The following is a 17,747-nucleotide window of genomic DNA, read 5'->3' as shown; positions in this document are numbered from 1 at the left end:
GCGATGTTCCCGCCCGGCCTGCTGCCGCTGCCGCAGGCCGTGCGGGCGCACGCCGGGCACCGCACCGCCGCGCACTCGGCGGCGGTGGGGCCGCTGGTCGTGGCCGCGCCCGCGCTCGCCGAGCTGCGCGGGGCCGACCCGGCGGGGACCGCGCCGCTGGCGGTGACGGTGCCCGCCGGACCCGCCGCCGTGCCGGCCGCGCTCGCCGAACTGGGTGGTTTCCCGTTGCGGGCGCTGGAGATCCCGCTGCCGGACTACGACCCGGGCGAGCTGCCCGAGGCCCTGCGCCGGGTCCGGGGGAGCACCGACGCCGAGGTGTTCGTGGAGGTGCCCCGGGACGACCGCCGCGCCGCGGTGCTGGCCGCGCTCGGGCCGCTCGGCTGCCGGGCGAAGTTCCGCACCGGCGGGGTGCGCGCCGACCTGCACCCCGGCGAGGCGGAGCTGGCCGCCGCGGTGCACGAGGTGGTGCGCCTCGACGTCCCGTTCAAGGCCACCGCCGGGCTGCACCACGCGGTGCGCGGCAGCCGCGGGTTCGAGGAGCACGGGTTCCTGAACATCCTGCTCGCCGTGGACGCCGCGCTGCGCGGTGGCTCGGTCGCCGACCTCGCCGCCGTGCTCGCCGACCGGGACGCGCCCGGGATCGCCGCCCGCGTCGCCGCGCTGGGGGAGGAGCGGACGCGGGAGCTGCGCGCCCGGTTCACCTCCTTCGGCACCTGCAGCGTGGCCGAACCGCTCGCCGAACTGGCCGCGCTCGGCCTGCTGCCCGCACACCTGGCCACCGACCTGCCCGCGATCCACCCAGGAGCCGACTCGTGATCATCGACGTGCCCGCCGATTCCGGCTACGGCCGGGAGAACCTGCCCTACGGCGTGTTCAGCACGCCCGGCACCACGCCCCGCGTCGGCGTCCGCCTCGCCGACCGGGTGATCGACCTGGCGGCGGCGCTGGACGACCCGCTGTTCGCCGTGCCCTCGCTAAACCCGTTCCTGGCTCGGGGCAAGCAGAGCTGGGACGAGGTGCGCGCCCGGATCACCGCGCTCGTCGACGGCGACGTGCCCGACGCGGCCGTGCACCCGGTGGCGGAGGTGACGATGCACCTGCCGTTCGACGTGGGCGACTACGTGGACTTCTACGCCTCCGAGCACCACGCCTCGAACCTCGGCAGGCTGTTCCGGCCGGACGCGGCCCCGCTGCTGCCGAACTGGAAGCACCTGCCCGTCGGCTACCACGGCCGCGCGGGCACCGTCGTCCCGTCCGGCACGCCGATCGTGCGGCCCAGCGGGCAGCGCAAGGCGCCGGACGAGGCAGCGCCGAGCTACGGGCCCAGCAGGCGGCTGGACATCGAGGCCGAGCTCGGCTTCGTCGTCGGCACCGGATCGCGGCTGGGCGAGCGGATCCCGGTGTCCGCGTTCGAGGAGCACGTGTTCGGCGCGGTGCTGGTCAACGACTGGTCCGCCCGCGACCTGCAGGCCTGGGAGTACGTGCCGCTCGGCCCGTTCCTCGGCAAGAGCTTCGCCACCTCGATCTCGCCGTGGGTGGTGCCGCTGGCCGCGCTGCGCGGCGCCCGGGTGCCGACCCCGGTGCAGGACCCGGAACCGCTGCCGTACCTGCGGGAGAACGACCCGTGGGGCCTGGACGTCGAGTTCAGCGTGCGGTGGAACGGCGAGGAGGTCAGCCGCCCGCCGTACCGCGAGATGTACTGGTCCCCGGCGCAGATGCTCGCGCACCTCACCGTGAACGGCGCGAGCTGCCGCCCCGGCGACCTGTTCGCCTCCGGCACCATCTCCGGGCCCGGCAAGCACGAGCGGGGCGCGTTCATCGAACTCACCTGGGGCGGCGCGGAACCCGTGCGGGTCGGCGGCGAGCAGCGGACGTTCCTGGAGGACGGCGACGAGGTCGTCCTCACCGCCACCGCCCCCACCGCGTCCGGCGGCCGCCTCGCCTTCGGCGACGCAGCCGGCCGCATCCTCCCCGCCCGCCCGTGACCAGGTGAACGGCCCACCGGCCCGGGCGGGTGGGCCGTTCACCTCGGGGCGGTCAGCCCTGGCGGCCCTTCCAGCGGGGGTTGCGCTTGTTGACCACGTAGAGCTTGCCGCGCCTGCGCACGACCTGGGACCCGTCCTTGTCCTTGAGCGACTTCAGCGATGCGCGGACCTTCATCCGTCCTCCTCGCGGTGCGGAACACGACGTTCGTCGATGGCACGCCCAGCTTAGACGATATCGATAATCGTTTTCACCTAGGTGTCGTTCCCGAAGGTGTCCACCGGTGCCCCGATCGGGTCCCGTGCGGTGGAAGATCGGCATCGGCGGATCTTCGCGGCCTACGCTGCCGACCGGAGGTGCCGCCATGACCCAGACCGCGCTCCCGCTGATCGACCTCTCCCGGTTCCGCGACCCCCGCGAGCGGGAGGCGCTGCTGGCCGAGCTGCGCCGAGCCGCGCACGACGTCGGTTTCTTCCACCTCACCGGCCACGGCGTGCCCGACGAGCTCATGACCGGGATCTTCGAGGTCACCCACCGGTTCTTCGCGCTGCCCGTCGAACAGCGCCGGGAGATCGAGAACGTGCGCTCGCCGCAGTTCCGCGGCTACACCGCCACCGGCCACGAGCTCACCGGCGGCACCCCGGACCGGCGCGAACAGCTCGACATCGGCCCCGAGCGCGAGCCGGTGCCCACCGGGCCGGGCGATCCGCCGTGGCAGCGGCTGATCGGGCCGAACCAGTGGCCGGCCGCGCTGCCCGAACTGCGGGAGGTCGTCCTCGCCTGGCAGGCCGAGATGCTGCGCGTCGGCCGCGAAGTGCTGCGCGCGCTCTCCGCCGCCCTCGGGCAACCCGAGGACCACTTCGACACCTGGTTCGACGCGGACGCCAGCACCCACCTCAAGCTCGTGCACTACCCGGGCGCGGCCGACCGCGGCCAAGGCGTCGGCGCGCACAAGGACTACGGCTACCTGGCGCTGCTGCACCAGGACTCGATCGCCGGACTGCAGGTGCAGGACGCGGCGGGCGGCTGGATCGACGCCGACCCGGTGCCCGGGACGTTCGTGGTCAACATCGGGGAACTGCTGGAGGTCGCCACCGGCGGCTACCTCACCGCCACCCGGCACCGGGTGCGCAGCCCCGAACCCGGTGTGGACCGGTACTCGGTGCCGTTCTTCCTCGCGCCGCGGCTGGACGCCGTGGTGGAACCCCTCGAACTGCCCGCCGAACTCGCCGCCGAAGCCCGCGGGATCAGCGCCGACCCGGACAACCCGCTGCTGGCCGCGTACGGGGAGAAGGCGCTGCTGGGCTGGCTGCGCTCGCACCCCGAGGTGGCGCGGCGCTGGTGGTCCGACGTGCTGGAGGCGCGATCATGACCGGACCGCTGGAAACCGGACCGCGCTGGGCGTTCGACACCCGCCAGGTGCACGCCGGTGCCCGCCCGGACCCGACGACCGGGGCGCGGGCCACCCCGATCTACCAGACCACGTCGTTCGTCTTCGGCGACGCCGAGCACGCCGCCGCCGCGTTCGCGCTGCAGGACCTGGACACGCACGCCTACAGCAGGCTGTCCAACCCGACGAACTCCGTCGTGGAGCAGCGCATCGCCGACCTGGAGAACGGCATCGGCGCGGTCGCGGTCGCCAGCGGGCAGGCGGCCTCCGCGCTGGCGCTGCTCGCGATCGCGCGCGCCGGTGATCACGTGGTCGCGTCCTCGGCGCTCTACGGCGGGACGCACAACCTGTTCGCGCACACCTTCGCGGACCTGGGGATCACCGTCGACTTCGTCGACGACCCGGACGACCTCGGCCAGTGGCGGGAGGCGGTGCGCCCCGGGACCAGGGCGCTGTACGGGGAGACGATCGCGAACCCGAGCGGCGCCGTGCTCGACGTCGAAGGCGTCGCCTCCGTCGCGCACACCGCCGGGGTACCGCTGGTCGTGGACAACACGGTGGCGACGCCGTACCTGTGCCGTCCGCTCGACCACGGGGCGGACGTGGTGGTGCACTCCACCACGAAGTTCCTCTCCGGCCACGGCACCGGCGTCGGCGGGATCATCGTCGACTCCGGCCGGTTCGACCACTTCGCGGACCCGGAGCGCTGGCCGCAGCTCACCGCGCCCGACCCGAGCTACCACGGCCTGGTGTTCGGCACCGAGTTCGGCGAGCTGGGCTACCTGATGCGGGTGCGCACCCGGCTGGTCCGCGACCTCGGGCCCGCGGTGTCGCCGTTCAACGGGTTCCTGCTGCTGCACGGCCTCGAAACGCTGTCGCTGCGGATGGAACGGCACGTCGCGAACGCCCGCGCCATCGCCGGCTGGCTCGACGACCAGCCCGAGGTGACGCGGGTGCACTACGCCGGGCTGCCGTCGAGCCCGTGGCACGCCGCCGCGAAGCACTACCTCGCCGGCGGGGCCGGGGCGGTGCTCGCCTTCGAACTCGCCGGTGGCCTGGCGGCGGGGAAGCGGTTCGTGGACGCGCTGCGGCTGTTCAGCCACCTGGCGAACATCGGCGACGTGCGCAGCCTGGTGATCCACCCGGCGTCCACCACGCACGCCCAGCTCGACGAGGACCAGCAGCGCGCCGCCGGAGTCACCCCCGGCCTCGTCCGGCTCTCCGTCGGCCTCGAATCCGCCACCGACCTCATCGCCGACCTCACCACCGCCCTCGCCGCGACGGCGGACGGCTGATCGGCGAGCAGCTGGTCGACCACCCGCGCCCCGGTGGCGCTCAGGTCGCCGTCGCCGTGCACTGACCTACCGCGCCGCCGCCTCCGGGCCGAGGAGTTCGGGCGCGTAGGCCAGCAGCAGCCGCAGGGCGCTCACCGGGGCGGCCACCGGATCGGGCAGCGCCACGTCGCGGGCCACGTGCGCCCCGCGGTAGGCCGGTTCTGGGATGGTGACGTCGGTGAACCAGCGCAGGAAGTCGGCCGGGGCCAGCGGGATCCCCGTGCTCCCGGCCAGCGCCTCGTTCAACGCGAGCAGCGCGGCGGGCGGGTTGCGCAGCATCCACCGGTAGAGCTCGGAGAACTCGAAGATCCGCTGGTCCACGCGGCTCGCCACCGCGCCGTGGCGCTGCGCGATCCGCACCCCGTGCTCGGTGGAGGCCTGCTCGGCCGCGCTCCACGCCGGGTCGTGCACCCACCGCTGCGCCAGCTCTCCGCGGTGCAGGCGGTGCAGGTAGTCGGCCCACAGCGGTGCCCCGGGATTGCCGAAGTCGTCCGCCGAACGGCCCAGCGCGATGGCGGCTCCGCGCTCCACCCCCTCCAGGATGCCCGCGTCCACGTAGGACACCCAGCTGCCCGGGGCGCCGAAGCCGTTCTCCGCGAAGAACCGGATGATCCCCTCGATGTTGCGCCAGTGCCGGAAGCCGGGCACGTACTCGGCGGCGATCTCGTCCTGCACGGCGCGGACGAACACCAGCCGTTCGGACAGCGGCAGCCGGTCCAGCTCCAGCGCCGTGCAGTCCAGGGTGCGCGCGCACTCCGATCCGTTCCGCTGCGGCGCGGCGGCGGCGGGCGGGACGCCGAGCGCGAGCAGCGCCGGTACCAGCAGGAGCAGGACGACGTCGCGGCAGCGGGGCAGTCGCACCGGGGACCTCCGGGAATCGGAACTCGATCACCGGACAGTTCAGCAGCTCCGCCGCCGATCTCCGCCGCCCCGGCACCGGAATCACCCGCACGGATGATCGCGGCGGCTCGGTGCGGGACGTCCGGCGGAGGTCGTAGAGTCGGGGGCATGGTCCAGCACGGCGACCGCTCGGTGATCGCGAGGAATCGCCGGGCGCGGCACCACTTCACGATCCTCGACACCTACGAGGCCGGGCTCGTCCTGGTCGGCACCGAGGTGAAGAGCCTGCGGCTCGGACGCGCCTCCCTCGCCGAGGCGTTCGCCACCGTCGACGACGGGGAGGTGTGGCTGCGCAACCTGCACATCGCCGAGTACTGGCACGGCAGCTGGACCAACCACACCCCGCGGCGCACCCGCAAGATGTTGTTGCACGCCAAGGAGATCCGCACCCTCACCGGCAAGTCCAAGGAGACCGGGCACGCGCTGGTCCCGCTGTCGATGTACTTCAGCGACGGCTGGGTGAAGGTGGAGCTGGCGCTGGCGCGCGGCAAGAAGAACTGGGACAAGCGCCGCGACATCGCCGCTCGGGACGCCGAGCGCGAGATGGCCCGCGGCATCGGTTGGCGGCTCAAGGGCCATCCCGGCCGCGACGGGAAGGGCCGGCGCCGCCCGCCGGACGACCCGGTGCTGCGCTACAGCCCGTGAGGTCCGCCCCGCGGCGGGTGGCGGAACCCGTCCGCGGTTCCGCCACCCGGGCGCGGTGACGACCCGAGGTCAGTCCTCGTCCGGCTTCGCGTGGTCCGCCACGCCGGGGTTCGGGTCGCGGGACAGGTCGATCAGCGGGTCCACGCCGGCGCCCTCGGGGGCGGCGTGGTCGGGGACCCCCGGGTGCGGGTCGCGGGACGGGTCGGTCAACGGGTCGGGCTCGCTCATGCCGTGCCTCCTCGGCGTGCTCGGGGCGCGCCGCCGGACGGGCGGCGCCGACCCCAGGATGCCTGTTCCGCGACGGCCACCGGACGCGGGGAGGCGGGTTCCGGCGCGCGATCTCCGGACGCGCTCGCGCGGCCCGGCGGATGAGATCATGAGCGCGGTCCGCTACGGGAGGAGCACCCGGTGTCATCCGAGGACGAACTGCCCGCGCTGGAGGAGGAGCTGCGCGCGTTGACGCGCCGCAGCAGGCTGCGCACCCGCGAACTCGCACGGGACGTGCACCCGAAGCTGGATCCGACCGCCTACCCGCTGGTGGTGCTGCTGGCGAAGGAGGGCGCGCAGCGCATGTCGGCGATCGCGGCCGCGCTGTCGCTGGACAAGTCCACGGTGAGCAGGCAGGTCGACGCGGTGGTGCGGATCGGGCTCGCCGAACGCGTGGCCGACCCGGTCGACGCGCGCGCCAAGCTGGTCGTGCTCACCGAGCAGGGCGGCGTGCGGGTCAGCGAACAGCTCGCCGAGCAGCGGCGGCGGTGGCGGGCGGTGCTGGGCGGCTGGGACCCGGCGGACATCGCCGAACTGGCCCGGCTGCTGCACCGGCTGGGCGAGACCGACCTGCTCTGAGCGGACCGCTCGATCCCCGCCGCGCTCGGCCGGAACGCCGTCGTCGCTGGTGAGGTTCGTTACGCGCCGACCGGGATTGCCCAGGCCACAGCGCGCCCGCCGCGCGGCCGCACGCGCCCTCCCGTGCGGGAGGAGGTTGTCGTCGACCACCAAGATCACTACTTTGGGTGAATGGCTGGTGATCAGGACAGGTGGCGGGCGCTGGGTGTCGACGTGGAGCTGCCGAGCGCGGCCCGCGTGTACGACGCCTACCTCGGCGGCGCCCACAACTTCGCGGCGGACCGGGCCTTCTTCGCCAGGGCCAAGGAGAAGCTGCCGCACATCGCCGACGTGGCGCGCTGGAACCGCACCTTCCTGCGCCGCGCCGTGCAGACCATGGCCGAGGAGGGCATCGACCAGTTCCTCGACATCGGCTCCGGCCTGCCCACCGCGGGCAACACGCACGAGATCGCGCACCGGACCAACCCGGACGCCCGCGTCGTCTACGCCGACAACGAGCCGGTCGCGGTCGTGCAGACCGAGGAGCTGCTCAAGGACGTGCCGGGCACGGCCGTCGTGCGGGGCGACTTCCTGGAACCCGACGCGATCCTCGGCGCGGCCGCGACCCGCGAACTGCTCGACCTCACCAAGCCCGTCGGGGTCCTCGCCGTGGCGCTGCTGCACTTCATCCCCCGCGAGCAGCACCCCGAGGCGGCGCTGGAGCGGTACAAGGACGCGCTGCCCGCGGGCAGCCGGCTCGCCATCAGCCACGCCACCGTCGACGGCGTCGCCGAACCGGTCCGCTCGCAGACCCTCGACTTCATCGACTCCTACAAGGACACCCAGAACCCGGGATTCACCGCTCGCGACGAGCTGGAGTTCCGGCGGTTCTTCACCGGGTGGGAGCTGCTGGACCCGGGCGTCGCGTTCACCTCGGAATGGCGGTCCGACCTCACCGACGTGGACGACTTCGCCGCCGCCAACCCGAAGAACGCGGTCTGCTTCGCCGCGGTCGCCCGCAAGCCGTAGGCCGCGGAGGGACCCCTCGGACCCTCCGCGGCCGGGGCTCGGGTCAGCCGATCTCGACGCGGGTGGCGTCGGCGTGCTCGCCGTTCGGCACGCCGGAGACGGTGACCTGGTCGCCGTCGCGCAGCTCGTCGGCGCCGACCGGCTGCCCGTCCTTCAGCACCGCGGTGTCCGCGCCGACGACCCACAGGAGGCCGTCGGCGTTCGCCTTGAACACGACGAACTCGCCGTCGGGCGTCTGCACGTCGCCGCGCTCCTGCACGACGCCCTGCTCGGCGACGATGTCGCGCGGCGCCTGCTCGGACACCGCGGAACGGTCCAGCCCGGTGGGCTGGGCGGTGCTCGCGGACTGGGCGACCTCGGCCGACCGCGCGGTGTCGCTGCCGGTCGCGGCCTGCGCGGCGGCGCCGATGGCCAGGGCGGGCGCCAGGGCCAGCGCGGCGATGGCGGCGGTGCGTCGGAAGGTGTTGAGCCGCATGGGATTTCCTCTCCTCGTGAACTTGCGGACTCGTTCAGGTTGACCGCCCGATCTCGGTGGATCCGGTGCGGTTCTGAGAGGTTCCTGGGAGCCGCGGACCGTTCCGGCAGCTCGCGATCACCGGGGTGGTCCGGAGCTCGTGGATCTCCCGGAGAACTCCCAGGAATTCGATCCGGCCGAGACCAACCCCGCGCCAGGTCGTGCCGCTCGGCGGCGGTCCGACACCACCGCCGCTCGTCGAGCGGCCCGAGGTCAGCCCGCCTCGGCGGGCCGTGCGGACTCCGCTCCGGCGCCGCTCAGCACGACCCGGAAGCAGGTGCCCGCCCCGGGCGCGGTCGCCAGCTCGACCCGCCCCTCGTGCGCCTCCACCAGCGAGCGCACGATGGCCAGCCCCAGCCCGGCTCCGCCGCTGGCCCGGCTGCGCGACCCGTCGGACCGGTAGAACCGCTGGAACACCCGCTCCGCTTCCTCCGGGGCGAGTCCCGGCCCGTCGTCGGCGACCTCCAGCACCGCGCGTCCGTCGATCGAACCGACGCCGATGCGCACCGGCGTGCCCTCCGGGGTGTGCCGCACGGCGTTGCCGACGAGGTTGGTGACCACCTGCCGCAATCGTTCCTCGTCGGCCAGCGCGGGCGCGGCGGCGGGCGGGCCACCGCCGGGTCCGGTCAGCTCGGCGGGCCGCGACGGGTCGAGCGCGTGCACGTCGTGCAGCGCGTCGGCGGCGAGGGTCCGCAGGTCCATCGGGGCGAGCTGCAGCGGCAGCCGCTCGTCGAGCCGCGCCAGCAGCAGCAGGTCGTCCACCAGCCGCTCCAGCCGGTCGGATTCCCGCTCGATGCGGGACATCGCGTCCACGCCCGCGGGCACCGCGCCCATCCGGTGCAGCTTGCTGAACCCCTTGATCCCGGCCAGCGGGGTGCGCAGCTCGTGCCCGGCGTCGGCGACGAAGCGGCGCATCCGCGCCTCCGATTCGGCGCGGGCGGCGAACGCGGCCTCGTTGCGGTCGAGCATCGCGTTCAGCGCCCGCGACAGCCGCCCGACCTCGGTGTCCGGTCCGGCCGATTCGGGGACGCGGCTGCCGAGGTCGCCCGCCGCGATGGCCGCCGAGGTCCGCTCGATCCGGCGCAGCGGGCGCAACCCGGCGCGCACCGCGAACCACCCGGCCAGCGCGAGCACCGCCAGCAGGGCGGTGGCGGTGCCCGCGGAGATCGCCCGCATCCGGGCGACGGTGTCGTCCACCTCGGCGCGCGAGAGCGCGGTGACCACCAGCTCGTCCCGGCCGGGCTGCGCGAGCAACCGCCAGCGCTGGGTGCCGTCGCGGCTCGGCACGTCCACCGGGCCTGCGGTGGCGGTGAGCCCGGTGAGGTCCGGGCCCGGCAACCGCTCTCCGGTCCACTCCTGCTCGGTGACCGCGCCGCCCGCGCCCAGCCGTGCCGCGTACGTCGTGGAACCGGGCAGCGCGAAGTTGTCCCGCACCACCACCGTGCCCGGCCCGGGCAGCCCCGCGTCCGGCACCTGGAAGATCTTCGCGCCCGCGGTCGCCGTCGCCGCCAGCTGCGCGTCCAGCTTGCCGACGAGGGTGCGCTCCAGTGCGCCGATCACCACCGCGCCGCCGATCGCCAGGCCCGCCGCGAGCAGCCCCACCGCGATCAGCAGCACCCGGGCGCGCAACGACATCCGGGCGATCACGAGCGCGGCCCGCGCAGCACGTAGCCCACCCCGTGCACGGTGTGGATCAGCTTCGGCTCGACGCGGTCCACCTTGCGCCGCAGGTAGCTGATGTAGGTGTCGACGATGCTCGGGTCGCCGCCGAAGTCGTACCGCCACACCTCGTGGAGGATCTGCCGCTTCGACACCACCTGGCCCGCGTTGCGCACCAGGTAGGTCAGCAGCCGGAACTCGGTGGGGGACAACCGGATCGGCTGTTCGGCGCGCAGCACCTGGTGGCTGTCCGGGTCGAGCTCCAGGTCCGCGACGGTCATCGCCCGGGAGGTCGCCGCGTGCCCGGAGCGGCGCAGCACCGCGTGGATCCGGGCGATCAGCTCCTCCGGGTCGAAGGGCTTCGTCACGTAGTCGTCACCGCCCAGCGTCAGGCCGCGCACCTTGTCCCGCGGGGCGTCGCGGGCGGTGAGGAACAGCACCGGCACCTGCCCGCCGCGTTCCTCCCGCAACCGCCGCAGCACCTCGAAGCCGTCCGCGTCCGGCAGCATCACGTCCAGCAGCACCAGGTCCGGCCGCTCGTCCACCGCCGCCCGCACGGCCTCCGCCCCGGTCGCGGCGACCGTCACCTGGAAACCCGCGAAGCGCAACGTCGCGGCGAGCAGTTCCCGCACGGTCGGCTCGTCGTCCACCACCAGCAGGCTCGAACCCATCCCCACCCCGCCCTAGTTCCGATCTTCCCGCCCCAGGTTAGGCGCGTCCGCCCGGTCCGCCGCCGGGAGCGGTGCGACCCGACCGGCCCGGTCCGGGGGGGACCCGGTGGCGACGCCGCCGACCGGGTGGCGGGACGCGGCCGTGATCACCCGCGAGGAGCATTCCGGTGCCCTGACAGGAGGAACTCGCACCGGTCCGCGTCGCGGGGTGCCGATGGAGCGGGGGACGGCCGAACACGTCCCGGTCGTCCCCGCCCACCGCCGTTCCGATGCGGGCGGGCGGGCGGGCGGACGAGGTTCCGCGCGACCGCGCGGATTCCTACCATGAACGAGCGGAGGAGTCCCATGGGCACGGAGAAGAAGGACACCGGCGCCACCGACGGCGGGCAGCACGACGTGGGCCGCGACGGGCAGACCGGCAAGACCGCGGACGACATCGACCCGAAGGACTACGAGCAGGGGTTCCGGTGACCGAGGTCGCCGCACCGGACGGGCCGGGCCGGCTCGTCGCCGAGCTGGACGCGGCGGGCGCGCTGCCCGCCGCGTTCGGCCCGGCCTTCCTCGCCGCCGCGCGGGAGTGGTTCGTCCCCGAGCGGTTCTGGTACCGGCCGGACGAGGCGGTCGCGGACGTGGCGCTGAGCCGGGACGACGCGCCGGAACGGTGGCTGGCCGCGGTGTACGCGGACCGTCCGCTGGTGACTCAGTTCGACGCCGGAGCGACGGTGTGGCCGGAGCTCGGTCATCGGCCCACCAGTTCCGCGTCCGCGCCGTCGGTGGTGGCGGGGATGCTGCGCGCCCTGGGACCCCGGCCGGGGGAGTCGGTGCTGGAGGTCGGGACCGGCACCGGCTGGAACGCCGCGCTGCTCGCGGAGGTCGTGGGCGAGACCGGTGAGGTGACGACCGTGGAGATCGACCCGGAGGTCGCCGCCGGGGCGCGGGCGAGGCTGCGCGCGGCGGGCTACGACCGCGTGGAGGTGGTCGAGGGCGACGCGGCGAGCGCGATCGCCGGTGCGCGGCGCTTCGACCGGATCACCGTCACCGCAGGTGTCCACATCGGACGGTTTCCGTACTCCTGGGTGCGGAGCGCGGTTCCGGGCGGGGTGATCGTCGCGCCGATGCGGGCCGACCTGGCCACCGGACCGCTGGTGCGGTTCGTCGTCGGCGCGGACGGCACGGCGCGCGGGAACGCGATCGCGGACCTCGGGGTGTCCTTCATGGACCTGCGATCGCCGCGGGAGGTTCCGGCGGAGCTCGACCCGTCGGAGCGGGACGACGCGCCGGCCGAGTCGTCGTGGACCGAGCTGGCACCGTGGGTGCCGCTGCTGGCCGACGACCACCGGTGGCCGATCGCGGTCGCGCTGCCCGGCTGCCGCTACGAGGTGCGGGAGCGCACCGCGGACCGGCCGGGGGAGGCGTGGCTGGTCGACCCGCTGTCCGGGTCGTGGGCCGCCGTCGTGCCCGCGGACGGCCGGTACGCGGTGCGCCAGCACGGGCCGCGCCGGTTGTGGGACGCCGCCGAAGCGGCCTACCGGTGGTGGACCGACCGCGGCCGCCCGCCGCTGCCCGCGTGGGAGTGGACCGTCGCTCCGGACCGGCAGCGCGTCACCCTGCCGCCCACCACCTGAGCTGGAGACGCCGGTGCCCGGGGGCGGATCGCGCACCCGGGCACCGGTCGAGGTCAGCCGCCGTACTCCGGGACGGAGCTGATCCGGTCGTCACCGTTGGCGGTGTCGCCCTGATCGCCGATGACCTCATCGGTCGTTCCCGCGCCGCGCGGCGTGGCGGGCACGAGGTCGGCCGGGCGCTGCCGAGCGAGCATGCCGCGGACGTGCTCGCGGAACCACCGGTGCGCGCGATCGGCGTCGTTGCGCGGGTGCCAGGCCATGCCGATCTCGATCGGCGGGATGTCCAGCGGCACGGGGAAGGTGCGCAGCCCGAGCGCGTTGAGCCAGTCGGCGGCGGGAGCTCCGGGCAGGGCGAGGCAGACGAGGTCGGTCGTCCTGGCCAGGAGCATCGCGCTGGTGTGACCGGGCACGGTGATCGGGACCCGGCGGCGCAGGCCCTGCTCGGCCAGCGCCGTGTCGATGGGGCCGTGGCGCTTGCCGGTGCGGGACGTGCCGATGTGGTCGGCTTCGGCGAACCGGCGGGCGTCGATGGGACCGTCGAACAGCGGATGGCCCTGCCGGGCCACGCCCACGAGTGCCGTGGTGATCAGCCGTTCGGAGCACGTCTCCGGGTCGAGGTGGCCGAGCACGCCCAGTTCCAGGTCCACCACGCCCTGCCGGAGCGCGGGTGTGCCCTCGAACGACTCCGGCAGGAAGACGACGCTCACGTGCGGGGCCTGCGACCGGAGCGTGGAGATCAACGGCGCGGCGAGCCCGGCGAGCAGGAAGTCGCCTGCCTGCACGGTGAACACCCGGTGCAGCGTCGCCGGATCCGGGACGTCGGTGGCGGTGAGCACCGACTCGGACCGCTCGATGAGCGCCCGCACCTCGCCGCGGAGTTCGAGGGCTCGTGCCGTGGGTTGCAGCGCCTGCCCGGCGCGGACGAGCAGCGGATCTCCCACGATCCGCCGGAGGCTCGCGAGCTTGCGGCTGACCGCGGCCGGTGAGGTGCCGAGCCGTTCGGCCGCCCTGGTCACGCTGTTGTCCGCGAGCAGGGCATCGAGCACCAGCAGCAGGTTCAGGTCCACGCGCACCTCCACCATCTTTGCGCTGAGGGAAATGATTCCGTGCTGATCTTTGCATTGCCGGCATCGATCGGCCCCGCCAGGCTCGAGGGTGTTCGCACGGCGCGGATCGCTGACCGCGCCGTCCTCGGAAACGTCCTGAGAGGGAACCGATCATGCGAAGTCCTGCCAAGACGGGGAGATCCGGCGACGTGCTGGCCGTGGTGAGCCAGAGCGGTTCCACCGTGTCGTTCTTCGACGCCGAGTCCGACCGGGGTGTCGGCGTCGTCGAAGTGCTGCCCGAACCGCACGAGCTGCTGTTCGACCCGACCCGGCGCGTGCTGTGGTGCACGCACACCTACCGATCGGGCTACTACCACGCGAACACGGGCCGGCGCAGCGAGATCACCGCGATCGACCCGGACAGCAGGCGGATCATCGACGTGGTCGACCTCGCCCCCGAGCACGCTCCGCACGGGCTGGCCCTCGACGCCGACCGCGGTCGGCTGTACGTGAGCGTCGAGGGCGCGCCGGGCCGGCCCGGCGGCGTGGTCGTCGTCGACACCGGCTCGCGCAAGCCCCTCGGCCGGATCGACACCGGAGCGCCCGGCCCGCACTGGTTCGCGATCGGCCCGGACGGCACGACGGGGTACGCCACCAACAAGGAGGCGCCGTTCGTCTCCGTCGTCGATCTCGTCGCGGGCGAGCTCGTGGGCCGGGTGGAGGTCCCGGGCAGCGAAGGGCTGGCGGTGTCGGCGGACGGCGCCCGCGTGTACGTCGCGGGACCGCACGTCTCGTTCACCGAGGACGGCTCCGCGAACGCCAACGGCGTCCGGGTCATCGACGCGGAGACCCGAACCGTCGCCGAGGTGCTGCCGACCGAGAACCGGGTGATGCCGGTGCACCTCACCGCGGGCGGGAAGTTGCTGGTCGGGGAGCTCCGGCCGCGTCCGGACGCGGCCGCCGGCGTGACCGGGCAGGATCCCGGCCGGCTGGTGGTGTTCGCGGCGGACGGCCACGAGCGGCTGGGGGAGCTGGAGATCGGCCGGAGCCCGCTCACCATCACCTCCTCGCCGGACGGCGCCCTCGGTTACGCGTCCTGCGTCGTCGACTCCGCGGTGGACGTCGTCGACCTGGATTCGCTTCGAGTGCTCTCCCGGATACGGGTCGCGAAGGCCGGGGACGCCGGCGCGCACGGCCTCGCCTACGTCCCGCGCGCCGGGTGAGGCGGCGAGGGCGGCCGGTTCGCGCGGCGGTGACGCACGTCCCCGGAACGCGCCGGTGCCCGGGGGCGGATCGCGCACCCGGGCACCGGTCGGAGGAGCGGGAGGTCAGCCGCCGTACTCCGGGACGTAGCTGATCTGGTTGTCACCGTTGGCGGTGTCGCCCTGATCGTTGATGACCTTGTCGATCGTTCCCGTGCCGCCCAGCGAGACGGACACGAGGTCGTGCATCTTGACGCCCGGGTTCACCGGAACCTCGAACGAACGCGCGGCCGTGACCTCGGGGTTCGTGTCGAAGAAGCAGTAGCTGCCCAGGCCCCACGCCTCGTGGTCGGTGACGTCGTCGGCGACCTTGTAGGCCGCCCAGCCGCCGTCGCCGCCCCACGCCGCCTGGTCCGGCGGGTCGTAGGGGAACTCGTTCTGGAAGAAGTAGGTGCGGCCGCCGTTGCCGTTCCACACCACGTTGTTCTTCTGGTAGTGCTCCACGAACAGGCCGTGCGCGGTGACGTTGTCGCCGTTCACGATCAGGCCGGTCTCGGCGGTGTTGACGTCCCAGCCGACACCGTCGCCGTGGTCGGCGCGCCACATCCACGAGTGGTCGAGCAGCACGTCGTTGCTGTTGACGGTCAGCGTGTTGGTCGCCTTGCCCACGCCGGGGCCGCCGATCCGGAAGAACACGTCCGAGAGCTGCGTCGGGTTCTCCGCGTGGCTCTGGTCCGCGCCCTCCTCGCCGAGGGTCATCAGCGACGGCGAGTTCTGCTCACCGGCGTCGATGAACAGCCCGGCCAGCTTCACGCCGTCCACATCGGCCACCGACACCGCGGGCTTGCCGGTGTCGGGGACGAGCGAGGCCATGCCGATGCCGAGCACCACGGTGTCCGGGTTGTCGACCTTGATCGTGTCGTCGAGGTGGTAGACGCCGGGGGTGAACAGCAGGTGCTTGCCCTCGGCCAGCGCCGCGTTGATCGTCGCGGCGTTGTCGCCCTCCTTGGCGACGTAGAAGTCCGCCAGCGAGATCTGCTCACCTTCCGGTGCGCCGTTCGCCCAGCTGACCCCTTGGGTGTTCTCCCGCAGCGCGGGGACGAACACGTTGTAGCCGCCGTCCTCGCCGATGTTCAGGAACGGCTTCTCCCGCAGCTTCGGGGTTTCCGGCACGTTGGTGTGCGACGGGTCCGGGAAGTGCTGCGCGGGAGCGCCCACCGTGCCGGTGAACATCATGTTCCACACCGAACCGTCCCAGCCACCGGCCAGTTCGCTGTTGCGGGTGAGGAACTGCTGCTGCGAACCGGACTCGACCAGGCCGTCGATCTTGGAGTCGGCGATGTAGCCGCCGCTGGCCCAGCCGTCGTAGCCGTTCCACAGCTGCATCTGGCCGCGCAGGTGCATCCTCCGGTACGGAGCGGCCTGCGAGACGGCCCACCGCTCGATCTCGCCGCTGGGCGGCGTGACCGAGAGGTTCTCCGCGGTGCGCCAGAAGTTCTGCGTGGCGTTGCCCTCGCCCAGCCAGTCCGCCTCGACCCGCACGTGGCCGTTCAGGTTCACGTCGTCGGGCGACATGCCCAGGCCGGCGACCTGCGTGTTGAAGCCGAGGTTCACGTCGGCCGAGTAGTCGCCGGGCTGGAACAGCACGGCGTCGCGCTCGGGACCGAACTGGTTGGTGTGCTGGCGCTCGGCGATCTCGTCGAGCTTGCCCTGCAACTCGCCCGCGGGAGTGGACGGGGTGGCGATGTAGGTGTTGGGACCGAAGTCCGGGTTCTTCGGGTCGGTGTCGCGCACCGCCTGCGCCGGTTGCGGCGCCGGAGCCTGCGGCTCTGCCCCCGCGGCGGTGACGGTGACGAGCCCTGCGGCCACGGCCGACGCCGTCGCCAGCGCCAGCACCGCCTGCCGCGGGCGGGTCTCGGTTCTACCGAAGATCTTCATGCTGCTGCCTGTCTGACGGGGCGGGGGTCTGCGACCCCTCGCGGTTGAATCCTTGGGGAGCGGGAGATGTCCGGTGTCGTGGGCTCCTTCCTGGGGCGGCGTGCTGCGCCCGCGGCCCGGTGGGCGGCGGGGGATCGGGGGACGTCGGCGCGGCGCGGCCTGCGCGGAGGGGGAGCGGCACGGCGAGCCTTTCCGACGAGGGCGTGTCCAACGGGTTCCGCGGTCGCCACGTGGGCGGCGGTCCGCGCGGGACTCGTCCGGCTCGTCGTCGCTCGCGGGTGGCCCGTGGGGTGGCCGCTCCCGTGAGAACGCTCCCATGATTCTGCGGTCCCGCGTCCGAAAGTCAAGACCGGAGATCGCCCCGGGAATTCCCGGAGATGTGAATGGGAAAAGGAGTTCCGCCCGGATCGTCGGATGAGAACTTGACCCCGCGATTGCCGTGTTGTTAACTCACCCCTGCTCGTCGTCGGAATCGGTTCCGAAGGGCTCTCCCGGTCTCGCGGGCGATGCCGGCGCAGGGCGGTGATGCGATCGGCCGCGGTCCACCCACCGGCTCGGGTGGACCCGTGGTCGCAGTGCTCACCCGCAGGTCATGGCGGTGCGGAGCGGGATGCGCGTGGGGCGCGGCCCGGTTCGGCGCCGCGGTGTGCGGCTGCCGTCGGGTGGTCGTGCGACTCGCTTGGCGAGAAATCGACAGCGGAATTGACGAACGGCGCGTCCGCGCGCTCGACAATGGTGAATCGTCGAGACCGGGCGAGACCGTTCGCGGTCCACCGTCCGGTCCGGGTTCGCGTTTCACGGGCTTTCCGGAAGCCCCGTGCCGCCGGAAGCCCTGTGCGGTCGGAAGCCCCGTGCCGTCGGAAGCCCCGTGCCGCTGGAAGCCCCGTGCCGTCGGGAGACCGCCGTCGGGAGACCCCGCGTTCTCCGGCGGTTCCGCGCTCCGGAACTCCCCGGGAAGCGCGGCGGGGCCGGCCGCGCGTGCGCGA

General features: G+C 73.7%; 18 protein-coding genes. 10 read left to right on the top strand and 8 right to left on the bottom strand.

What is annotated here, in order from left to right; genetic code table 11:
• Nucleotides 1-3 precede the first annotated feature (3 nt).
• Complete coding sequence (locus H1226_RS17245) at nucleotides 4-816, top strand: hypothetical protein (RefSeq protein WP_258349438.1); 813 nt, start codon at nucleotides 4-6, stop codon at nucleotides 814-816.
• Nucleotides 813-1,985, top strand: coding sequence for a fumarylacetoacetase (gene fahA, locus H1226_RS17240; protein WP_258341653.1), 1,173 nt, complete (start codon nucleotides 813-815; stop codon nucleotides 1,983-1,985). Before H1226_RS17245 ends, fahA begins: the two co-directional genes overlap by 4 nt.
• Before the next feature lie 52 nt (nucleotides 1,986-2,037).
• Here fahA and ykgO read toward each other — a convergent pair whose 3' ends face one another.
• Complete coding sequence (gene ykgO, locus H1226_RS17235) at nucleotides 2,038-2,160, bottom strand: type B 50S ribosomal protein L36 (protein ID WP_009943488.1); 123 nt, start codon at nucleotides 2,158-2,160, stop codon at nucleotides 2,038-2,040.
• Between the two features lie 187 nt (nucleotides 2,161-2,347).
• Between ykgO and H1226_RS17230 the strand changes: the two genes are divergently transcribed.
• The gene (locus H1226_RS17230) at nucleotides 2,348-3,355 is read left to right on the top strand and encodes an isopenicillin N synthase family dioxygenase (protein ID WP_258341652.1); all 1,008 of its coding nucleotides are present in this window, start codon (nucleotides 2,348-2,350) and stop codon (nucleotides 3,353-3,355) included.
• Nucleotides 3,352-4,668: an O-acetylhomoserine aminocarboxypropyltransferase/cysteine synthase family protein gene (locus H1226_RS17225; RefSeq protein ID WP_258341651.1), complete on the top strand. Its 1,317-nt coding sequence runs from the start codon at nucleotides 3,352-3,354 to the stop codon at nucleotides 4,666-4,668. The genes H1226_RS17230 and H1226_RS17225 overlap by 4 nt, the downstream gene beginning before the upstream one ends.
• 66 nt (nucleotides 4,669-4,734) lie before the next feature.
• Here H1226_RS17225 and H1226_RS17220 read toward each other — a convergent pair whose 3' ends face one another.
• Nucleotides 4,735-5,568 (bottom strand): hypothetical protein, encoded by an 834-nt coding sequence (locus tag H1226_RS17220; RefSeq protein ID WP_224960300.1) that lies wholly within the window; start codon nucleotides 5,566-5,568, stop codon nucleotides 4,735-4,737.
• A gap of 147 nt (nucleotides 5,569-5,715) precedes the next feature.
• Between H1226_RS17220 and smpB the strand changes: the two genes are divergently transcribed.
• On the top strand, nucleotides 5,716-6,252 hold the full coding sequence (gene smpB, locus H1226_RS17215) for an SsrA-binding protein SmpB (RefSeq protein WP_225045148.1): 537 nt from the start codon (nucleotides 5,716-5,718) through the stop codon (nucleotides 6,250-6,252).
• A 69-nt stretch (nucleotides 6,253-6,321) separates the two neighbouring features.
• On the opposite strand, the gene H1226_RS17210 is transcribed toward smpB, so the two are convergent.
• Entirely contained in the window at nucleotides 6,322-6,480 is a 159-nt protein-coding gene (locus H1226_RS17210) for a hypothetical protein (protein WP_258341650.1), read from the bottom strand.
• 180 nt (nucleotides 6,481-6,660) lie between these two features.
• Here H1226_RS17210 and H1226_RS17205 point away from each other — a divergent pair, with 180 nt between their 5' ends.
• Both H1226_RS17205 and H1226_RS17200 read left to right on the top strand, forming a co-directional pair.
• Nucleotides 6,661-7,098, top strand: coding sequence for a MarR family winged helix-turn-helix transcriptional regulator (locus H1226_RS17205; protein ID WP_258341649.1), 438 nt, complete (start codon nucleotides 6,661-6,663; stop codon nucleotides 7,096-7,098).
• 171 nt (nucleotides 7,099-7,269) lie between these two features.
• Nucleotides 7,270-8,106, top strand: coding sequence for an SAM-dependent methyltransferase (locus H1226_RS17200; protein ID WP_258341648.1), 837 nt, complete (start codon nucleotides 7,270-7,272; stop codon nucleotides 8,104-8,106).
• A 43-nt stretch (nucleotides 8,107-8,149) separates the two neighbouring features.
• Here H1226_RS17200 and H1226_RS17195 read toward each other — a convergent pair whose 3' ends face one another.
• The 3 genes from H1226_RS17195 to H1226_RS17185 all read right to left on the bottom strand — a co-directional run bounded on the left by H1226_RS17195 (nucleotide 8,150) and on the right by H1226_RS17185 (nucleotide 10,950).
• Entirely contained in the window at nucleotides 8,150-8,581 is a 432-nt protein-coding gene (locus H1226_RS17195; RefSeq protein ID WP_258341647.1) for a hypothetical protein, read from the bottom strand.
• A gap of 252 nt (nucleotides 8,582-8,833) precedes the next feature.
• The gene (locus tag H1226_RS17190) at nucleotides 8,834-10,255 is read right to left on the bottom strand and encodes a sensor histidine kinase (RefSeq protein WP_258341646.1); all 1,422 of its coding nucleotides are present in this window, start codon (nucleotides 10,253-10,255) and stop codon (nucleotides 8,834-8,836) included.
• Between the two features lie 8 nt (nucleotides 10,256-10,263).
• Nucleotides 10,264-10,950: a response regulator transcription factor gene (locus tag H1226_RS17185; protein ID WP_258341645.1), complete on the bottom strand. Its 687-nt coding sequence runs from the start codon at nucleotides 10,948-10,950 to the stop codon at nucleotides 10,264-10,266.
• 345 nt (nucleotides 10,951-11,295) lie between these two features.
• Here H1226_RS17185 and H1226_RS17180 point away from each other — a divergent pair, with 345 nt between their 5' ends.
• Together H1226_RS17180 and H1226_RS17175 are read left to right on the top strand one after the other, a co-directional pair.
• Nucleotides 11,296-11,421: a hypothetical protein gene (locus tag H1226_RS17180; RefSeq protein WP_255615648.1), complete on the top strand. Its 126-nt coding sequence runs from the start codon at nucleotides 11,296-11,298 to the stop codon at nucleotides 11,419-11,421.
• On the top strand, nucleotides 11,418-12,575 hold the full coding sequence (locus H1226_RS17175; RefSeq protein WP_258341644.1) for a methyltransferase domain-containing protein: 1,158 nt from the start codon (nucleotides 11,418-11,420) through the stop codon (nucleotides 12,573-12,575). The genes H1226_RS17180 and H1226_RS17175 overlap by 4 nt, the downstream gene beginning before the upstream one ends.
• A gap of 53 nt (nucleotides 12,576-12,628) precedes the next feature.
• Here H1226_RS17175 and H1226_RS17170 read toward each other — a convergent pair whose 3' ends face one another.
• A complete protein-coding gene (locus tag H1226_RS17170; protein ID WP_258341643.1) occupies nucleotides 12,629-13,657 on the bottom strand; it encodes a LysR family transcriptional regulator in 1,029 nt (342 codons plus the stop codon).
• Nucleotides 13,658-13,794: 137 nt separating this feature from the next.
• On the opposite strand from H1226_RS17170, the gene H1226_RS17165 reads away from it, so the two are divergent.
• A complete protein-coding gene (locus H1226_RS17165) occupies nucleotides 13,795-14,844 on the top strand; it encodes a YncE family protein (protein ID WP_258341642.1) in 1,050 nt (349 codons plus the stop codon).
• 105 nt (nucleotides 14,845-14,949) lie between these two features.
• On the opposite strand, the gene H1226_RS17160 is transcribed toward H1226_RS17165, so the two are convergent.
• Entirely contained in the window at nucleotides 14,950-16,761 is a 1,812-nt protein-coding gene (locus tag H1226_RS17160; protein WP_258341641.1) for a sialidase, read from the bottom strand.
• Nucleotides 16,762-17,747: the final 986 nt, after the last annotated feature.

Origin of the sequence: Saccharopolyspora gregorii (assembly GCF_024734405.1) — a bacterium.
Taxonomy (GTDB): Bacteria; Actinomycetota; Actinomycetes; order Mycobacteriales; family Pseudonocardiaceae; genus Saccharopolyspora_C; species Saccharopolyspora_C gregorii.
The sequence above is the reverse complement of the archived record's forward strand: the minus strand, read 5'-3'. Positions and strand labels throughout refer to the sequence as shown.